We start from the raw sequence: 16521 nt of genomic DNA on the forward strand, positions 1-16521 counted from the left end.
AACGCTGAAATTCATTACTTTTAAACTAAACATTAATCAACCTAAATATACGGAGATGAATATTTGCTTTATCATGTATCCTTGGGAAAAGATCGACCCTGAAAACGATACCAGTTTAGCTTTAATTAAAGAATGTGTAAAACGTGGTCATGGTGTCGCGATGTGCACACCTTCAAATTTAACAATCAGAGATAGTGTTACCAACGCCTTTTGTACCGTAATAGGTAGAATGGATAAGGTACCTTCAACTTTAAAATCGTTTTATAATAAGGCGAAATTAAGAGAAGAAATGTTACCATTAGCAGGATTTGATGCCATCTTTTTTAGAGCGAATCCACCTTTAGATCCTTTGATGCTTAATTTTCTAGATTCTGTGAAGGATGATGTTTTTATCGTGAATTCTTTACAAGGCATGCGCGAGGCAAATAATAAATTGTACACCGCAGCTTTCGGTGATGCGCACAGTAACATCATTCCTAATACGCATGTTTCGAAGAATAAAAAGTATTTGATTGAACAGATCAAAGAATCAAAGTGCGACAAGATGATTATTAAACCACTGAATGGTTTTGGTGGTTCTGGCGTAATTCTGATTGAAAAGTCTGCCATGAGCAATATTAATTCTTTGCTCGATTTTTACATCACTAATTCCGACGGCACATCCAACTACGTGATTCTTCAGGATTATATAGAAGGTGCAGATCAAGGCGATGTGAGAATCCTGTTATTAAATGGCGAACCTGTTGGTGCCATGAAACGCGTTCCTGGTTCAGATGATCATCGTTCAAATGTCTCTGCTGGCGGAAGTGTTCAAAAACACTCATTGACTAAAGCTGAAAAGGCACTGTGTAAACAAATAGGCCCGAAATTAGTAAAAGATGGTCTTTACTTTGTAGGTATAGACGTTATTGGCGGAAAGCTTGTAGAAGTAAATGTAATGTCTCCTGGCGGAATTACTTATATCAATAAGGTTTACAAGAATAAACATAAGGTAGAGGAGAAGGTTATAGATTTCTTAGAAAGTAAAGTCTTAGATCAACTTCAGGCGTTCGATAGACGTACACGTCTTCGCAAAGCTGTAGATGAAGCTTAACCTTTTATTTGTTCCACATTATATGAAAACAATGGACTGGACTAGAGATGAGCTTGTAGCCTACATTCTTTTGTTTGCTGCTCATTCAGATTTTAAAGAAGACAACCGCGAACGTGATGTGATCATTTCAAAAGTAGATATGAATACCTTTCAGGATATTCATGACGAATTTGATGGAGATAATGACTACCAAGGTATTCAGAAAATATTGACCAGTTTACGGCAGCATAATTACGATAAGGACGATGTGTCGCTATTGCTTGCCGATATTAAGACCTTATTCTTTTCAGACGGTGAATTTAATATCAACGAGCGTAACATGCTGAAATCTTTAGAACGCTTATTTAAATCATTATAATGCAACGACTTTCAATAGAGACTATTATTTCAAAAATTGAAAATGAAGACACCTTTCATGCAGTAGCTGAAGATTATTCATTCACACTAAAAATAGACGATTATGTGCCCTATGCTTGTGGGGCAGTGCATGATGGTCATCAATTTAGGCAAGACCTTTGGGAAAACTGTCTGCATTCGGCTTACGACCGTTGGTATGAAGAAGACCCGGAAACCAAAAACATGGTGAAATCGCATCCAATTCTTATCTCAGGCTGTGATTCTCGCTTTGAATATGATCTCAATAGAACGCCTGAAGAAGCCGTTTTCGAAACAGCTTGGGGCAAACAATTATGGAAACAACCTTTGCCAGAATCAGAAAAGCAATTGAGTCTTCAGAAGCACACAAATTTTTATAAGGTTGTTCATGCATTAATCGCAAAATTAGAGTCAAAATTCAATGTCTGTATCGTTTATGACATGCACAGTTATAACTGGAAACGATGGGATAGGGAAGTGCCTACTTGGAATTTAGGAACTTCAAATATCGATAATGATCGTTTTGGGGCACAAGTAGAATCTTGGAGACAAATGCTGGCAAGTATAGAATTACCTGACGATATTAAGCGAACAGCGAAGATCAATGATACCTTTCAGGGAAACGGATATTTTCTTAAATATATTACCAGAAATTTTCAAAATACCTTAGTTTTGGCGACCGAAATTGCTAAGGTGTATTGCGATGAATACAAGCAAATTATTTATCCTGAAGTAGTTACTGCTGTTGAACAGCAATTACTTACACTATTGCCAAAGCATGCTGAAGAATTTTACACGAGGTTTAGAGACTAATGGCACAAATAAGAACAACAGAAGAATTTCAGAATCTTTTTGATATCGATGCAAACCTGAATCGATTAGTTAAGAATATTGAACTTCTCAATTATATCAATCCACAGAATATTGCAGCCGAAAAGAAGAAATTCTTTTCATCTAAATACAATTACGAGCCTGAGTTTAAGTATCCTAAAATGCGATTTAACGGCTACAAACTTCATCGATTGTTTTTTTCGCAACGATTAGAGCGCATTGAAGATGATGATATACGTCAGTTGTACGAGGATATAATCTATGAATATTCAGGATTGATAGAATGTATCGAAACCATTGGTTATGGCCGGAAATTCTATTTCAATAGTTTGAAGAGTTTTGGAACGCCAACAGAAAAGGATATCGAAAATGCCAAGTTTATTCTTCGTTTTGACGATTCAGAATTTGATGAAGAAATGCTTCCTATGTACAATGCCACTGAAGCAAAAGAGTATTTTTCAGAGTTTTCAAAACGCTATGAATTTAACTATAATATAAAGATCTCCAACAATCTTTCAGCTGCTGCTATGGTTCTTAATAATACCCAAACATTGGTATTAAGGAAAAGCCATAAATACAGTTTGAATCAACTGAAGGTATTAACAAACCATGAGATTGGTGTTCATATGGTTACCACATTCAATGGGTTAGAACAGCCTTTGAAGGTCTTTTCAAACGGATTACCCAATAATGTAGAAACGCAGGAAGGCTTAGCAGTTTATTCAGAATTTATGAGTGGTTGTCTTACCATTGAACGTTTAAAAGAACTAGCGTTTAGAGTCATTGCTGTTGACAGTTTAAATAAAGGATATAATTTCTCTGACACGTTTCATCTGTTGCATAATCAGCATAAATTGAATAGAGATAAGGCGTTCGCAATAACGCTCCGTGTACATCGTGGAGGTGGTTTTACTAAGGATCATTTGTATTTGAAAGGCATTCGGAATATTTACAAATATGCGAAAGCTGAAAAGGACCTTGGGATTTTATTGACCGGAAAAGTAAGTTACGAATATATACCTACTATGGAGAAACTTATTGAGCTAGGTTTGGCTGTTCGACCTAAATACATGACCGACTCCTATCTTGAAAATAATAACACGAATCCTAACTTAGATTTTATTTTGAGTAGTTTAAAGTAAAAACCTCAAAGCTAAACATAGATCTATCACTATCATTTGATACCATAAAGGGGCTAGACTTCTTCCTGTATGGAATCCGACTCATTCCCAACTAACGGAAGCCAGGGTCGGATTAACATTATTTTGCTTTGAGGCTTATTGAATTACCAAGCTTAAAAACCATTAACAAAAAAATAAGCTCTTAGCTAAAATTAGGTAGTATTAACAATTAAAAAAACCTATTTCGAGTGAAATAGGTTTTTTTGTGAGTAAAGCGTCTTTTTGAATGAGTTAAAGATTAATTTTTTTCGTCTTGGGGTATTTTATGGAAAACGAATGTTCAAGCTTTTTAGTTTCACCAGAATTTAGTCTTAAGGACCATTTCAAAATACCCTTTTCACGATCATAATTTGAATTGCCTGTATCTATATCATCTAATTTAATGGCTCTGTTTTGAGTAATAGGGATTCTATCTAAGACAGTTAATTGAATTAAAGAGGTTTTATTGTTTCTAACCTCAATATCATAGGCTTTATAAACTACTTTGTTGTTTCCAATAAATGTAGTTTTCTTATAGTTGTTACGTTGTTTACGTTTTACAACGATATTAGGATCAACACCAAGTGAAATTGTTAGGCTATCAGTAGTGGCGCCAGGATTAATATTTGTTTTACCTGCATAGCTACCTTCAAAATAAATATTCGCCTCTGCTGGTAAAAGATTATACTGTTCCCAGTTACCTATTTTGGCTGTTAAAAATACATTTTCATTAAGAATTGGCGCCGTAAAATAATCATAAACGGCAGGAACAATAAACTCGTCTATTTCAATTACGGTGATATCGCCATTTGATGGAATAGAGTAGTTTTTATCTATTTCAAATCGGGTATTAGTAATTCCCGTTTCAACAACAATTCCAAAATTATTTTTTCTCTCTTCTGATTTATTTTTAGTTTTTATAACAATAACCCCGTTGTTGCCGCGATTACCATAAATGGCTGTCGCACTGGCATCATTTAAAACTTCGACTGAAGCTATTTTGCTTTCGTCTAAATATCTTAGATCATTATCACTAACAGGCGAACCGTCAATAATATATAACGGTTCAGCATTTCCATTTATTGATGCCACACCACGCAGTTGGACCAATGAATTTCCGCCAGGTTGTCCTGAGTAAGTATTCGCATTAAGACCTGCAACTTGACCTGATAAGGATTGAATAAATTCAGAATTTGGTTTGTTTGAGTTTGCTCTTCTAGATGAGGAGTTGTATCCAACTACAACAACTTCTTGGAGTGCAGAAGAGTCTTCATTTAAACTGACATTCATTATACTAGAATGAATTGGTAAAACCTCAGTTTGCATGCCGACATATGAGTATTCTAGTTCGTTTCCAGTTGTCGTTTTTATGGTATAACGGCCGTCAAAGTCTGTTTGTACACCATTTGATGTTCCTTTTTCTATGACGTTTGCACCAGGCAATGGTAAACCGTCAGATGACATTGTTACAACTCCTGATACCGTTTTCACCAATGGATTATATTTATAACTATAGGTTTTTGTAGCCCTTTGTGATTGATAATTGCTGTATCGATTTATAAAATTGAGGTACTTTGGATTTACGATTGGCTTTTCATTATTGGTATTTGGATCGCTAGTGGATAAAATTAGTTTTAGATTATTCCAGTCACAACCAGAATTCTGGTAAACATGTGCTTTATATTGAAGACTGAGAGGTTTATTTATTTTGTCAGCCTTTAGATCATATATTGGAAACCAACCCGCATTTTTAATACTGTAAGTTATTTTAAGCTCAAGTTTTTGTGATTGGTCAGTATTTAATTTTATTTTTATCTCTCCTGTTTGATCTTTTTCATCTACATTAAACTCATTAAGTTGATTAATTATTTCTTCTTTTTTCAATTCAAGGTTTTTGATGGTTTTATTTGCAGTTCGTGTATCGGTTCTCAACTGCGTTATTCGTACTCTATAATAGGTTGCAAATTTTTGAAGTTGCTCTAAGGTTACTACCTGAGTTTCGTTACCGAGACGTTTATTAGTTTGAATAAGGCTAATTTCTTCATTATACCCTGAAATGAGATGCATTTGTGTCTGAATGTCATCGTCTATTGATTTAATTTCATTTTGCAAGGTTATAATTGAATCCGACTCTCTCTGTTTCGATAAATAATTAATACCATAGTTAATTGATAAAATCGAAGCATCCTTCAAACCTGAAATTTGAATACTACTTTCTTCAATAAAGGGTGATAATTTATCAAGAACCAATTCGGTAGTACCTTTATTGATATTTATTGAAGCATTTCGAGTTATTTCAGCACCATCAAGATATACGGTGACTTCAGTTATAGTACTTGAGGTTTGGCAATTTGCAATGGCTATAAAGCATAGAATTAATAATTGAAATAAAATTTTCATATTTAGCATATTTAGTTTTCCCAAAATTATTTTCTATTGTCAAGCTTAGAAAGTTTAACTGAGTGAGTGGTTAATGAATTTTAGTGAAGTCTAATTTCTAGTTAGTATAACAGAAGATACACCTCATAGATATAATTTGCATTTTTAACATTTAAAACAATTAATATGGACTTATATCGAGTTTTTTTAATTTGAACTTCGTCCTTGTTTTATTTTTGAAGTAACAAAATGTGCTATTAACCATATTCGTTATTCCCTCAATAAGAATATGGATTTTGTTAAGATTAAATTAGTTTTAAGTAAGTTGTTAATTTAAGAAAGCCTGTTAGAATAGTTACTAACAGGCTTTTTTATGCAATAAATTTTGGTTTTAATTCTGGAGTAGGAATCATACAGCTTTCTTTTTTGCCATACCATTTGTAGCGGTTTCTAGCCACAAAATCGTACACCCAATTTCTTATAAATGTTGGGATAATAAAAAACACTACCGCTAAATTTGTTGGAAAATTCAACCATTTTGCCACGCGTAACGCCGCTGAAGACTTCTGATAAATTCTACGTTCTTTGGGATCAAAAAGAATTATAGAATCTGTTTCTTCGGTATCTATATTAAATGCATTAATAATCTCATGTCCGATATCACTTTGTAAGGGCGCAAATAAAAACTTGTTTTTACTATCGCGTTTTATAACGTAGAGAACACTGCTATTACAAAGGTTGCAAACACCATCAAATAAAATAAGCTGCTTGTCGTTTGGGATCTGGTCTAACATACTGCAAAGATAAGGCTTAGAAAAATTCTGATAAAACTATTAACAAGCCCTTAGGACAGACTATTTTTTAGCTTCCACCAACTCAAGGAGGTCTAGATTTATGTTGGTAGTAAACATTCCGTAATTTACAGTAGCCTTTCCTTTTTCAATAACATCAATACTACCTACGGCTCTACCATCGTGCATTCTAACGCGATCGCCAATTTTTAATACTGGTTTCGGAGGGGCAACAACTACTTCCTTAGCTTTTGCAGCCTTTTTCTTTTTGCGGATGACTTCAACCTTTTTATCAGCCTCTTGCTTGATCTGTTTTTCTTGAGCTTTCTGAGCGCGTTTCTGTTTGGCTGATATTTTCTTTCGTTTGGCATTCTCGATTTGAACCAAGCGGAATAATTCGGCCATAAGTTCGCGTTTCCGCTTATTGTCAAAGTATTTTTCAGCAAGATCGTTTACCTTTTGTCCGAGGTAAATGAGGCGTTGATTACTATCGTAAAGTTCTTGAAAGCTTTCTAATTTCTTTTGAATTTTAGCATTCGTCTCTTCGAGTTTCTCGGCTTCAGATTGCTTCTTTTTTTCATTGGCTTTTAGAGAGCGCTCAGTACGTTCTAACTTACTTCGTTCTTTCTGAAGTTTAGCAATGGTGGCATCAAATCGAACTTTACCACGTTCGATCTTTTTCTTAGACTTATTAATAAGACTATATGGGATTCCATTTTTCTGCGCTACTTCAAACGTGAAAGAACTTCCTGCCTGACCTGTTACCAGTTTATACATCGGCTCTAAACTCTTTTCATTGAAAAGCATATTTGCATTTTCCATATGTGGCAATTCGTTAGCCAATAACTTAAGATTAGAGTAGTGAGTTGTTATAATTCCGAAGGCTTTTTTATCATAAAATACTTCTAGAAAAGTTTCAGCTAATGCGCCTCCAAGTTCAGGATCACTACCTGTGCCAAATTCATCAATGAGGAAAAGGGTTTTGTTGTTTACCTTCTTCAAGAAATAATTCATCTGTTTTAGGCGATAGCTATAGGTGCTTAGATGATTTTCAATCGACTGGTTATCTCCGATATCACTAAGTACTCTTTCGAATAAACAAACAGCGCTGCGCTCGTGAACTGGAATGAGCATGGCACTTTGAAGCATAACTTGCAACAATCCTACGGTTTTAAGAGTGATACTCTTTCCACCGGCATTAGGACCAGAGATCACAATAATACGATTATCACTACTTAACTCTATAGTTTGAGGAAACGTCTTTTCACCTTTTTCTTTATTGGTTATGTAGAGTAGAGGATGATAAGCTTCTCGCAAATATAATTGCCTATCACTTGTTATTTCTGGTAAGATCGCATTGATATTTCGAGCAAATTTTGCCTTTGCTGATATAACATCAACTTTTGTTAAAAATGCTTGGTAGTCATGTAATAAGGGTAGAAAGAGTCGAATGTAATCCGTTAATTCTTTAAGGATTTTTATGACTTCTTCCTTTTCTTCATATTGTAAATTGTTAAGCTCCCGTGAATATTGCAAAGTCGTTTCGGGCTCTATATAAACAATACTTCCTGTTTTGCTACCGCCCATAATGGCACCTCTTACTTTACGGCGATACATCGCCTTTACAGCCAAAACACGTCTGTTCTCAACTACAGATTCTCTAATATCATCAAGATAATCAAGACCGTGATAACGATTTAAAGCTGAAGAAAAACTACTATTTATTTTCCCTTTCAATTTTTGAATTTCTCGTCGTAGCTCAAGTAATTGAGGCGAGGCATCATCTTTTATATCCCCAAAACGATCAATAACCGCATCAACCTGTTCGATGATACTAGTTGTAACCTCAATATGCTGACTGTATTGATGTAGTTTTGGGTAATATTCTTTGAATTTCGCTAAAAATTTCACAATCGAATTCGCCGTTAAGGAAATGCTTACGAGTTTTTGTAAACTTGAAATTTCGAGAAAGGTATTTTCAATTTCTAAAAGCTTCAATTCTTTTGAAATGGTTTCGAAGCCGTGATTCGGAATTCGATTATCATTATCAAATGAAGACAGATATTCATTGACATAATCTAATTCACGTAATAGCTGAGCTTCGACCTCAATAGGGCGTACAGCCAATACAGCCGCTTTTCCTAAAGCCGTGATGGTATGCTCTGCTATATGTTCCAAAACCGTAAAGAACTCGAGGTCGTTTAAGGTTTTTTCATGAATTTTGATCATGCCAAGGTTTAATTTTTGAATTGCAAATTTAGGGTAAATGTTGTGATAAGCCTAACATCGACTATTAGGATGCTAATGCTTATTTTTGAACAAACGTTTTTTTATGAATGTAGACATTCATCCGAGTTGGAAACCTCACTTACAAGCTGAATTTGAAAAACCTTATTTCAAGAGTCTTGTCGACTTTGTAAAGTCTGAATATCAGGAACATAAATGCTTTCCGAAAGGTTCTGATATATTTAATGCATTTAATCATTGTACATTCGAGGATGTTAAGGTGGTTATTATTGGGCAAGATCCTTATCATGGTATCGGCCAAGCTAATGGATTGTGCTTCTCGGTAAATGATGGTATTGCCCATCCACCATCACTTATAAACATCTTCAAGGAAATCGAACAAGATCTCAATATACCATATCCTCAATCAGGGAATTTAATGCCGTGGGCAGAACAAGGTGTCCTCTTACTAAATGCTACATTAACTGTTAGAGCGCATCAAGCTGGTAGTCATCAAAACAAAGGCTGGGAAGAATTTACGAATGCTGTGATTAAACTGATCAGTGAGAAACGTAATAACGTCGTCTACTTACTTTGGGGTGGCTTTGCTAAAAAGAAAAAGCGTTTGATAGATACAAATTTAAATTCTGTGTTAGAATCTGGACATCCTTCACCGCTCAGTGCTAACCGAGGGTATTGGTTTGGCAATAAACACTTCAGTAAAACTAACTACCTGTTGCAGCAAGCTGGCCTGCCGGTAATTGATTGGAAACTATAGTAGGAGTAGGTTTATCTGTGCGAATAATGCGCGGTTTTGTGCTTTCTGTTTTCTTAGAAGTTTTGTTGCAACTAAAGATTAATAGTAGGAAATTAACTGCAACTAAGAAAGATAGAATCAGAGTAATTGTTAGAATCATACAAGTCTTTTCTAGTGTTAATAGCACCAATTTGGTTAAACAAATGTAACTAAAAATTTGAAATACTGAAAGTTATGAACAGCTCTTGTGAGAAATTACCTAAATTACTTTAACATTTTTTAACGCTCTTTGTCGATATTTACTGGTGTTTCAGCGACTTCTGATAAAAAGTAAAAAACTGAATATTTTTCTGATAAAACGGTAGAAACTGTGGTTAATTAGGCATTTTTGGAGTTTAAAGCTTATGTATAAGCTCTGAATAATTGACTTTTTCAGGTATAATGTCTAAATGAAAAAGTTGATCTTGAACATTATTGATCGTTTCTTCATCAATTAAATCCTGAGACCATTCAGTAATAGAAAGCCATTCTTGTACATCTTCTAATTCTTGTTCATAACGATTGGCAATTGTGCGGTCGATACTTGGTATTGATTTAAACTCAGATGTCGTTTGATTTATAATATCTAATATGGTTCTTAAATCATCTTCATTATTCTCAATAAACTCATTTCTTACAGCAATAACAAAACATGGCCAGGGTGAAGGACAATCACCTATGCGTCTAAATGTACCGTCATCTACAAGTGGTTTAGTGGTAAATTTTTCCCACATAAAATAATCGGCCACGCCATTTGTTAAACCTTCTACAGCACCATTTAAATTTTGAATGACTTCAAATTGAAGATCGGTATCTAAATTCCAATTGTTTTGTTTTGCGTTTAGATAGGCCATGAGATGAGAGCCAGAGCCAAAACGACTAATGGCCGCCTTTGTTCCTTTAATGTCGTCTATAGTTTGATACTTCGACTTATCAGCAACATGTATACCCCAAATTAAAGGTGTTTTAACAAAGGTTTGAACTATTCTTGAAGGATTTCCTGCAATGATGTCTTTTATAATACCTTCAGTTAAAATAACCGCAATATCGATATCACCAGATCTAAGTCCTTTGCACATAGCACCAGTACCTCCAAAGTAGTCGTGCCATCTTAAATTAATCCCTTCAGCTTTATATTCTCCATTTTTTAGGGTAAGATACCAGGCCAAATTAAAATGCTCAGGAACACCGCCAATATTTACTTTCTTCATATGATTAGAACTATTATGATAGATTAAATATTAACGATACGCTCTAAGGCGTATAAGATTAATTTTTCAACAGTTTTTTTTGGATCTTTACTAAAGTCTCCGGTTGCCCTATTTGCAATAATGGCATTAAGTGAAAGGGCTTCATGTCCTAAGAGTTTCGAGAGTCCGTAGATCACAGAAGTCTCCATCTCGAAGTTTGTAATTCTGAACTCCTTGTAATTAAAGTTATCGAGTTTAGAATTCAAATTGGCATCGTGTAAAGGTAAACGCAGTACGCGACCTTGTGGACCGTAAAACCCACCAGCTGTTCCGGTCATACCTTGATAGATCTTGTCGCTTTCAAAATACTTTTGAAGATACTGACTGTTATTTATAATGATAGGTCGTGCCTTATTTTTATCCCAATTGGTGTGCTGAATAAAGGCGTCTTCGATTTCGGGATTACTGATGCCGTCAATTTGATAGAAGTGAAGCATCCCATTAACATCAAGTCCATGTGTACTCATTAAAAAGGCATCAACAGGAATATCAGATTGAAGCGATCCTGAAGTACCAATTCTAATAATATTAAGACTAGTGAGTTCTGTTTTTGGTTGACGCGTTTTAAGATCGATATTAACTAATGCGTCGAGTTCATTGAGAACAATATCAATATTATCTGGTCCAATACCCGTTGAAATAACGGTAATTCTTCGGTCTTTATAATAGCCTGTTTGTGTTTTGAATTCTCTTTTTTGAGTGCTGAATTCAATACTTTCAAAATGTTTGGTAATCTTTTCTACCCGATCCTGGTCACCCACGAATATGATGGTGTCCGAAATGTTTTCAGGCTTTAAATTAAGATGATAAACACTGCCATCTGGATTTAAAATAAGCTCAGAACTTTTAATTGACATGCAGTATAGTTTTTACAAGTTTATTTTGCTCAACACTAAACTGAAAACCTAAGCGTTCAACACCACCGTAGATCATGTTATTATTTAGTTCTGTCGCAAAATTATGAGTTCTAACTAAGGCTTCGTGGCCTTTTCTATTCAGTTTAAGACTTGATTCATCTTCGTCAAAAAAGATACTTAATTTGTCTATGAGTCGTCGGTGCTGAGTATCACCAAAACCATAGTATCCTTGATAATTCAAACTATAGCCTAAGAGATGATGTCTCGATTTTATTTCATTGTCTCTTACAATTCTAAGGATATTATCTTCAAGAACACTTAACCCACTTTTTTGATGAGGGAAACGTTTTAAATGAGCTTTCAAACAGTTGCTCATGTATTTAAAGCTAGAGACCGTAATAATATATGGTTTTAATATGTTGTGGTCTTTACCGCAATAAGTTCGCCATAAAGCAATGGCTAGTTCCTTGTCCTCGTGCGTCAGTAAAACACGATTATTATAATGGTCTAAGAGTTGTTCTGGCGATAATTCTCCGAGTCCCTTAAGATTCTTTTCACCTTCAACACGGCCGCTGCAAATGAGGTATAAAGGCTTATTTATTTCTTTTTGGTGAAGTAAATTAATGACACCCAATAGGTTGATATGACAAAAAAGATCGTATTCAAACCAAAGATGAATTTCATCATACTTGTCGACCTTGTCTAATTTTGAAAGCTCCGCCTGAAGTTCTTCGTTATCAACTTCAATATCATAATGATCTTTGAGAAACTGACTTCTTATTTTGAAAAATTCGTCCGAAGCAATAGCCGGAATTGTTGGTCCTTCGCATAGCATTTCTTGCCATGTTAAAATATCGTCTTTAAAATCGAGTTCTCTTAAATATTCAGTTAGTGAATTACCATTGGTAATATGTAGAATTTGCTTTGTCATAAATTAACCTCCAACACGTTTTACATTAAAACCTTTTTCTTTCAGTATGATCATGATCTTATCGCGATAGTCTCCTTGAATGATAATTTTATCATCTTTAAAACTACCGCCAACACTGAGCTTGGTTTTTAATTGTTTAGTTAGTTTTTTAAAATCTTCTGCAGCACCGTTATAACCCTCAATTATGGTTATAGGTTTTCCTTTTCGCTTTTCATATTTACAGAGAATTGGCTCATCTTGAAGCCAAATATCAGAAGGTGTATGAACAGGATTATCTGCAGATTGTTCTTCAACATGATCTGGAAATTGTTTCTTAAGCTGATCTTGTAAATCCATTTATTTCTTGATCAATCCGAGTTCAACAAGTCGCTCATTTAAGAAATCACCAGCAGTAATATCATCAAATTGCTTTGGGTTGTCTTTATCTATACAACTATCTAATACATCTAATTTCATTTCACTTATAGGATGCATAAAAAATGGGATAGAGTAGCGCGACGTTCCCCAAAGTTCGCGTGGCGGGTTAACAACACGGTGAATAGTTGATTTAAGTTTGTTGTTGGTATGTCTAGATAACATATCACCTACGTTGATCATTAATTCATCGGGTTCTGCAATGGCATCTAACCATTCTCCATCATGGCGTTGCACTTGTAAACCACGACCTTGAGCTCCCATAAGAAGAGTTATTAAATTAATATCTCCATGGGCTGCTGCACGTACAGCATTCTTTGGTTCTTGAGTTATTGGTGGATAATGAATTGGTCTTAAGATGGAGTTTCCGTTGTGTATATAACCATCAAAATAGGTCTCTTCAAGATCTAAATGTAAGGCAAGTGCTCGTAGAACATACTTGGCAGTTTTTTCAAGCATGGCATAGGCTTCCTTTCCTACCTCATTAAATTCTGGAAGTTCTTTCACTTCAACGTTTTCAGGATATTCTTTTCTTCGCTCTTCGTCATCTTCAACATACTGCCCGAAATGCCAAAACTCTTTTAAATCGCCTTCTTTTTTACCTTTAGCACTTTCTTTTCCGAAGGAAACATATCCGCGCTGGCCGCCAATTCCTGGAATCTCATAACTTTCTTTAACCTCTAACGGAAGATTGAAAAAGTTTCTCACCTCACCATATAATCTATCCACTAAATCATCCTCTAAAAAATGGCCTTTTAGCGCAACAAAGCCTATATCTTGATATGCTTTTCCAATTTCATCTATAAATTTCTGTTTTCGTTTAGGGTCTTCAGATAAGAAATCCTTTAAATCGACACTTGGTATTCTATCCATGAGAAGTATGCTTTAAATTTTAGTCAATATACAAATCTAACGAAAATGCTCTAAAAATATGATTTTGGAATCACGACATTTTCATCTTCATTTTAACAATTTTAATGCTTTTTAATTACATTTGATGCATTACACAATTCGAACTTATGCCTACCATAACCAAAAGTAATATTGATTACGACAAACGTAATTTGAGCGATAAAACCCTTTTAAAGCTCTATTACAACATGCTTCGTCCTCGATTAATAGAGGAAAAAATGCTGATCTTATTGCGTCAGGGGAAGATCTCAAAATGGTTTTCTGGCATAGGACAAGAAGCAATTTCTGTAGGCGTTACAATGGCCTTGAAACCTAGCGAATATATTTTGCCGATGCATCGTAATCTGGGTGTTTTTACTACGCGCGAAATTCCTTTACATCGCTTATTTTGTCAGTGGCAAGGTAAGGCGAGTGGTTTTACAAAAGGAAGAGACCGATCATTTCATTTTGGTACTCAAGACTACAATATTGTCGGAATGATCTCCCATCTCGGTCCGCAACTCGGCGTTGCCGATGGTATTGCTCTGGCAAATTTATTAAAAAAAAACGGACAGGTAACAGCTGTGTTTACTGGTGAAGGTGGAACAAGTGAAGGCGATTTTCATGAAGCTTTAAACGTTGCTTCAGTATGGCAACTTCCGGTGATTTTCTGTATCGAAAATAATGGTTACGGATTATCAACACCAACAAACGAGCAATATCATTGCAAGCATTTGGCAGATCGAGGTAAAGGTTATGGCATCGAATCATTTATTTTTGATGGTAATAATGTCATCGAGACCTACTCTAAAGTGAAAACCCTTGCTGAAAGTGTTCGAAAACGTCCGAGACCAATACTTATTGAGTTCAAAACTTTTAGACGTCGTGGACACGAAGAGGCAAGTGGAACAAAGTATGTTCCGGAACAATTAATGAAAGAATGGGAGGCCAAAGATCCCATTGAGAATTATCGTAGTTATTTATTTAGCAAAAAGATATTATCGGCAGAAATAGATAATAAATATGTTGATGAAATTAAGGCAGATATAGACAAAGCCTTAGAATCTGCATATGCCGAGGAACCAATAACTCCTAATTTAACCGAAGAATTAAATGATGTATTTAAACCATTTGAATACAAGGAAGTTAAGCCTAATAAAAAGACAAATGAACTACGCTTGATTGACGCCATTTCAGAAGGATTGAGGCAATCGATGGAGGCTCATGACGATCTCGTAATTATGGGTCAGGATATTGCCGAATATGGTGGTGTATTTAAAATTACCGAGGGCTTTGTGAAGCAGTTTGGAAAAGATCGCGTCCGCAATACGCCAATTTGTGAATCAGCGATCGTCGAGACCGGAATGGGATTGTCTATTGCAGGATTGAAAGCTGTAGTAGAAATGCAATTCTCTGATTTTGTTACCTCCGGATTTAACCCAATTGTAAATTATTTGGCCAAATCATATTATCGATGGGCGCAACAAGCCGATGTTGTTGTCAGAATGCCTTGTGGAGCAGGAGTTGCAGCCGGACCATTTCATTCACAAACTAATGAAGCTTGGTTTACAAAAACACCTGGTTTGAAAGTAGTCTACCCAGCATTCCCTTACGATGCTAAAGGATTACTAGCAACAGCCATCAATGATCCCAATCCAGTGTTGTTCTTTGAACATAAGGCGCTATATAGAAGCATTCGACAAGAGGTTCCTACAGAATATTACACTTTACCATTCGGACAAGCTTCGGTATTAAAAGAAGGTAATGATGTTACGATCATTAGTTATGGGGCCGGTGTACATTGGGCTTTAGATACACTCGAAAACAACGGTGATATATCTGCAGACCTTATAGACCTTAGAACCTTGCAACCTTTAGATAAAGAAGCAATTTTGAGTTCAGTAAAGAAAACAGGTAAGGCAATTATACTTCAAGAAGACTCTTTATTTGGAGGTATTGCTAGTGATATTTCAGCTTTGATCATGGAAGAATGTTTCGAATATTTAGACGCACCGGTAAAGCGTGTGGCTAGTCTTGAAACACCCATACCATTTGCTGCTCAGCTAGAGGATCAGTATTTGGCAAAAGGCAAGTTTAAGGAGGAACTGCTTAAATTGATCAACTATTAAAAACTAAAAAGACCAATACAACTTTTAGTATTGGTCTTTTCAATTCAACCTAATTGGGCGATTAATCCAATTCATAATTTAATTGTTTGTAAGTCATCATCGAGACTGTGCGATGTATTGACGATTTTTGATAATGCTCTCATGATTTATTGATTTTTTGATTGATGAATAACGTTAGTAACTATCTGTAACGTCTTTTACTGTTCCAAGTAAAGCTCTTTGTGTCTGTACCTGTGCTCGAAATTTGATTGTTGTTTAAAGTTCTCATAATTGTTTGTTTTTGATTGATGATTGATGATTTTTGATTTAGCGCTACGATTATGATCTGTAACGTCTTTTACTGTTCCAAGCAAAACTCTTTGTGTTTTCACTCGTATTCGTTAATTGATTGTTGTTTA

At 35.2% G+C, this 16521-nt stretch carries 14 protein-coding genes; 6 read left to right on the forward strand and 8 right to left on the reverse strand.

Annotated features, from left to right (window positions below; all coding sequences use genetic code 11):
• Positions 1–55: 55 nt before the first annotated feature.
• Genes gshB through DDY94_RS02960 form a run of 4 tightly spaced genes read left to right on the forward strand, consistent with a single transcriptional unit; the run spans position 56 to position 3441 of the window.
• On the forward strand, positions 56–1093 hold the full coding sequence (gene gshB, locus DDY94_RS02945; protein ID WP_111682553.1) for a glutathione synthase: 1038 nt from the start codon (positions 56–58) through the stop codon (positions 1091–1093).
• Complete coding sequence (locus tag DDY94_RS02950) at positions 1083–1451, forward strand: hypothetical protein (RefSeq protein ID WP_111682554.1); 369 nt, start codon at positions 1083–1085, stop codon at positions 1449–1451. Before gshB ends, DDY94_RS02950 begins: the two co-directional genes overlap by 11 nt.
• The gene (locus tag DDY94_RS02955; RefSeq protein WP_111682555.1) at positions 1451–2281 is read left to right on the forward strand and encodes an N-formylglutamate amidohydrolase; all 831 of its coding nucleotides are present in this window, start codon (positions 1451–1453) and stop codon (positions 2279–2281) included. Before DDY94_RS02950 ends, DDY94_RS02955 begins: the two co-directional genes overlap by 1 nt.
• Positions 2281–3441: a flavohemoglobin expression-modulating QEGLA motif protein gene (locus tag DDY94_RS02960; RefSeq protein WP_111682556.1), complete on the forward strand. Its 1161-nt coding sequence runs from the start codon at positions 2281–2283 to the stop codon at positions 3439–3441. Before DDY94_RS02955 ends, DDY94_RS02960 begins: the two co-directional genes overlap by 1 nt.
• Positions 3442–3711: 270 nt before the next feature.
• On the opposite strand, the gene DDY94_RS02965 is transcribed toward DDY94_RS02960, so the two are convergent.
• From DDY94_RS02965 to DDY94_RS02975, 3 genes are all read right to left on the reverse strand, one after another.
• The gene (locus DDY94_RS02965; RefSeq protein WP_157957225.1) at positions 3712–5859 is read right to left on the reverse strand and encodes a DUF4139 domain-containing protein; all 2148 of its coding nucleotides are present in this window, start codon (positions 5857–5859) and stop codon (positions 3712–3714) included.
• Between the two features lie 350 nt (positions 5860–6209).
• The gene (locus DDY94_RS02970; RefSeq protein ID WP_111682558.1) at positions 6210–6632 is read right to left on the reverse strand and encodes a thiol-disulfide oxidoreductase DCC family protein; all 423 of its coding nucleotides are present in this window, start codon (positions 6630–6632) and stop codon (positions 6210–6212) included.
• A gap of 60 nt (positions 6633–6692) precedes the next feature.
• Positions 6693–8858, reverse strand: a complete 2166-nt coding sequence (locus tag DDY94_RS02975) for an endonuclease MutS2 (protein ID WP_111682559.1) — start codon at positions 8856–8858, stop codon at positions 6693–6695.
• Positions 8859–8961: 103 nt separating this feature from the next.
• On the opposite strand from DDY94_RS02975, the gene DDY94_RS02980 reads away from it, so the two are divergent.
• Complete coding sequence (locus DDY94_RS02980) at positions 8962–9633, forward strand: uracil-DNA glycosylase (RefSeq protein ID WP_111682560.1); 672 nt, start codon at positions 8962–8964, stop codon at positions 9631–9633.
• Between the two features lie 374 nt (positions 9634–10007).
• Here the strand turns inward: DDY94_RS02980 and DDY94_RS02985 are convergent, their stop codons facing one another.
• From DDY94_RS02985 to DDY94_RS03005, 5 genes are read right to left on the reverse strand one after another with little or no spacing between them, the layout of a single operon-like run.
• Positions 10008–10862 carry a substrate-binding domain-containing protein gene (locus DDY94_RS02985; RefSeq protein WP_111682561.1) on the reverse strand — a complete coding sequence of 285 codons (855 nt, stop codon included), beginning with the start codon at positions 10860–10862 and terminating at the stop codon, positions 10008–10010.
• A gap of 23 nt (positions 10863–10885) precedes the next feature.
• Positions 10886–11758, reverse strand: a complete 873-nt coding sequence (locus DDY94_RS02990; protein WP_111682562.1) for a nucleoside phosphorylase — start codon at positions 11756–11758, stop codon at positions 10886–10888.
• On the reverse strand, positions 11748–12689 hold the full coding sequence (locus tag DDY94_RS02995; RefSeq protein ID WP_111682563.1) for a DUF1835 domain-containing protein: 942 nt from the start codon (positions 12687–12689) through the stop codon (positions 11748–11750). Before DDY94_RS02995 ends, DDY94_RS02990 begins: the two co-directional genes overlap by 11 nt.
• Positions 12690–12692: 3 nt before the next feature.
• Complete coding sequence (locus DDY94_RS03000) at positions 12693–13025, reverse strand: translation initiation factor (RefSeq protein ID WP_111682564.1); 333 nt, start codon at positions 13023–13025, stop codon at positions 12693–12695.
• The gene (locus DDY94_RS03005; RefSeq protein ID WP_111682565.1) at positions 13026–13976 is read right to left on the reverse strand and encodes an isopenicillin N synthase family dioxygenase; all 951 of its coding nucleotides are present in this window, start codon (positions 13974–13976) and stop codon (positions 13026–13028) included.
• A gap of 146 nt (positions 13977–14122) precedes the next feature.
• On the opposite strand from DDY94_RS03005, the gene DDY94_RS03010 reads away from it, so the two are divergent.
• Positions 14123–16123, forward strand: coding sequence for an alpha-ketoacid dehydrogenase subunit alpha/beta (locus DDY94_RS03010; RefSeq protein ID WP_111682566.1), 2001 nt, complete (start codon positions 14123–14125; stop codon positions 16121–16123).
• Positions 16124–16521 lie beyond the last annotated feature (398 nt).

It is taken from the genome of Winogradskyella tangerina (assembly GCF_003260205.1).
In the GTDB taxonomy this organism is placed as follows: Bacteria; Bacteroidota; Bacteroidia; order Flavobacteriales; family Flavobacteriaceae; genus Winogradskyella; species Winogradskyella tangerina.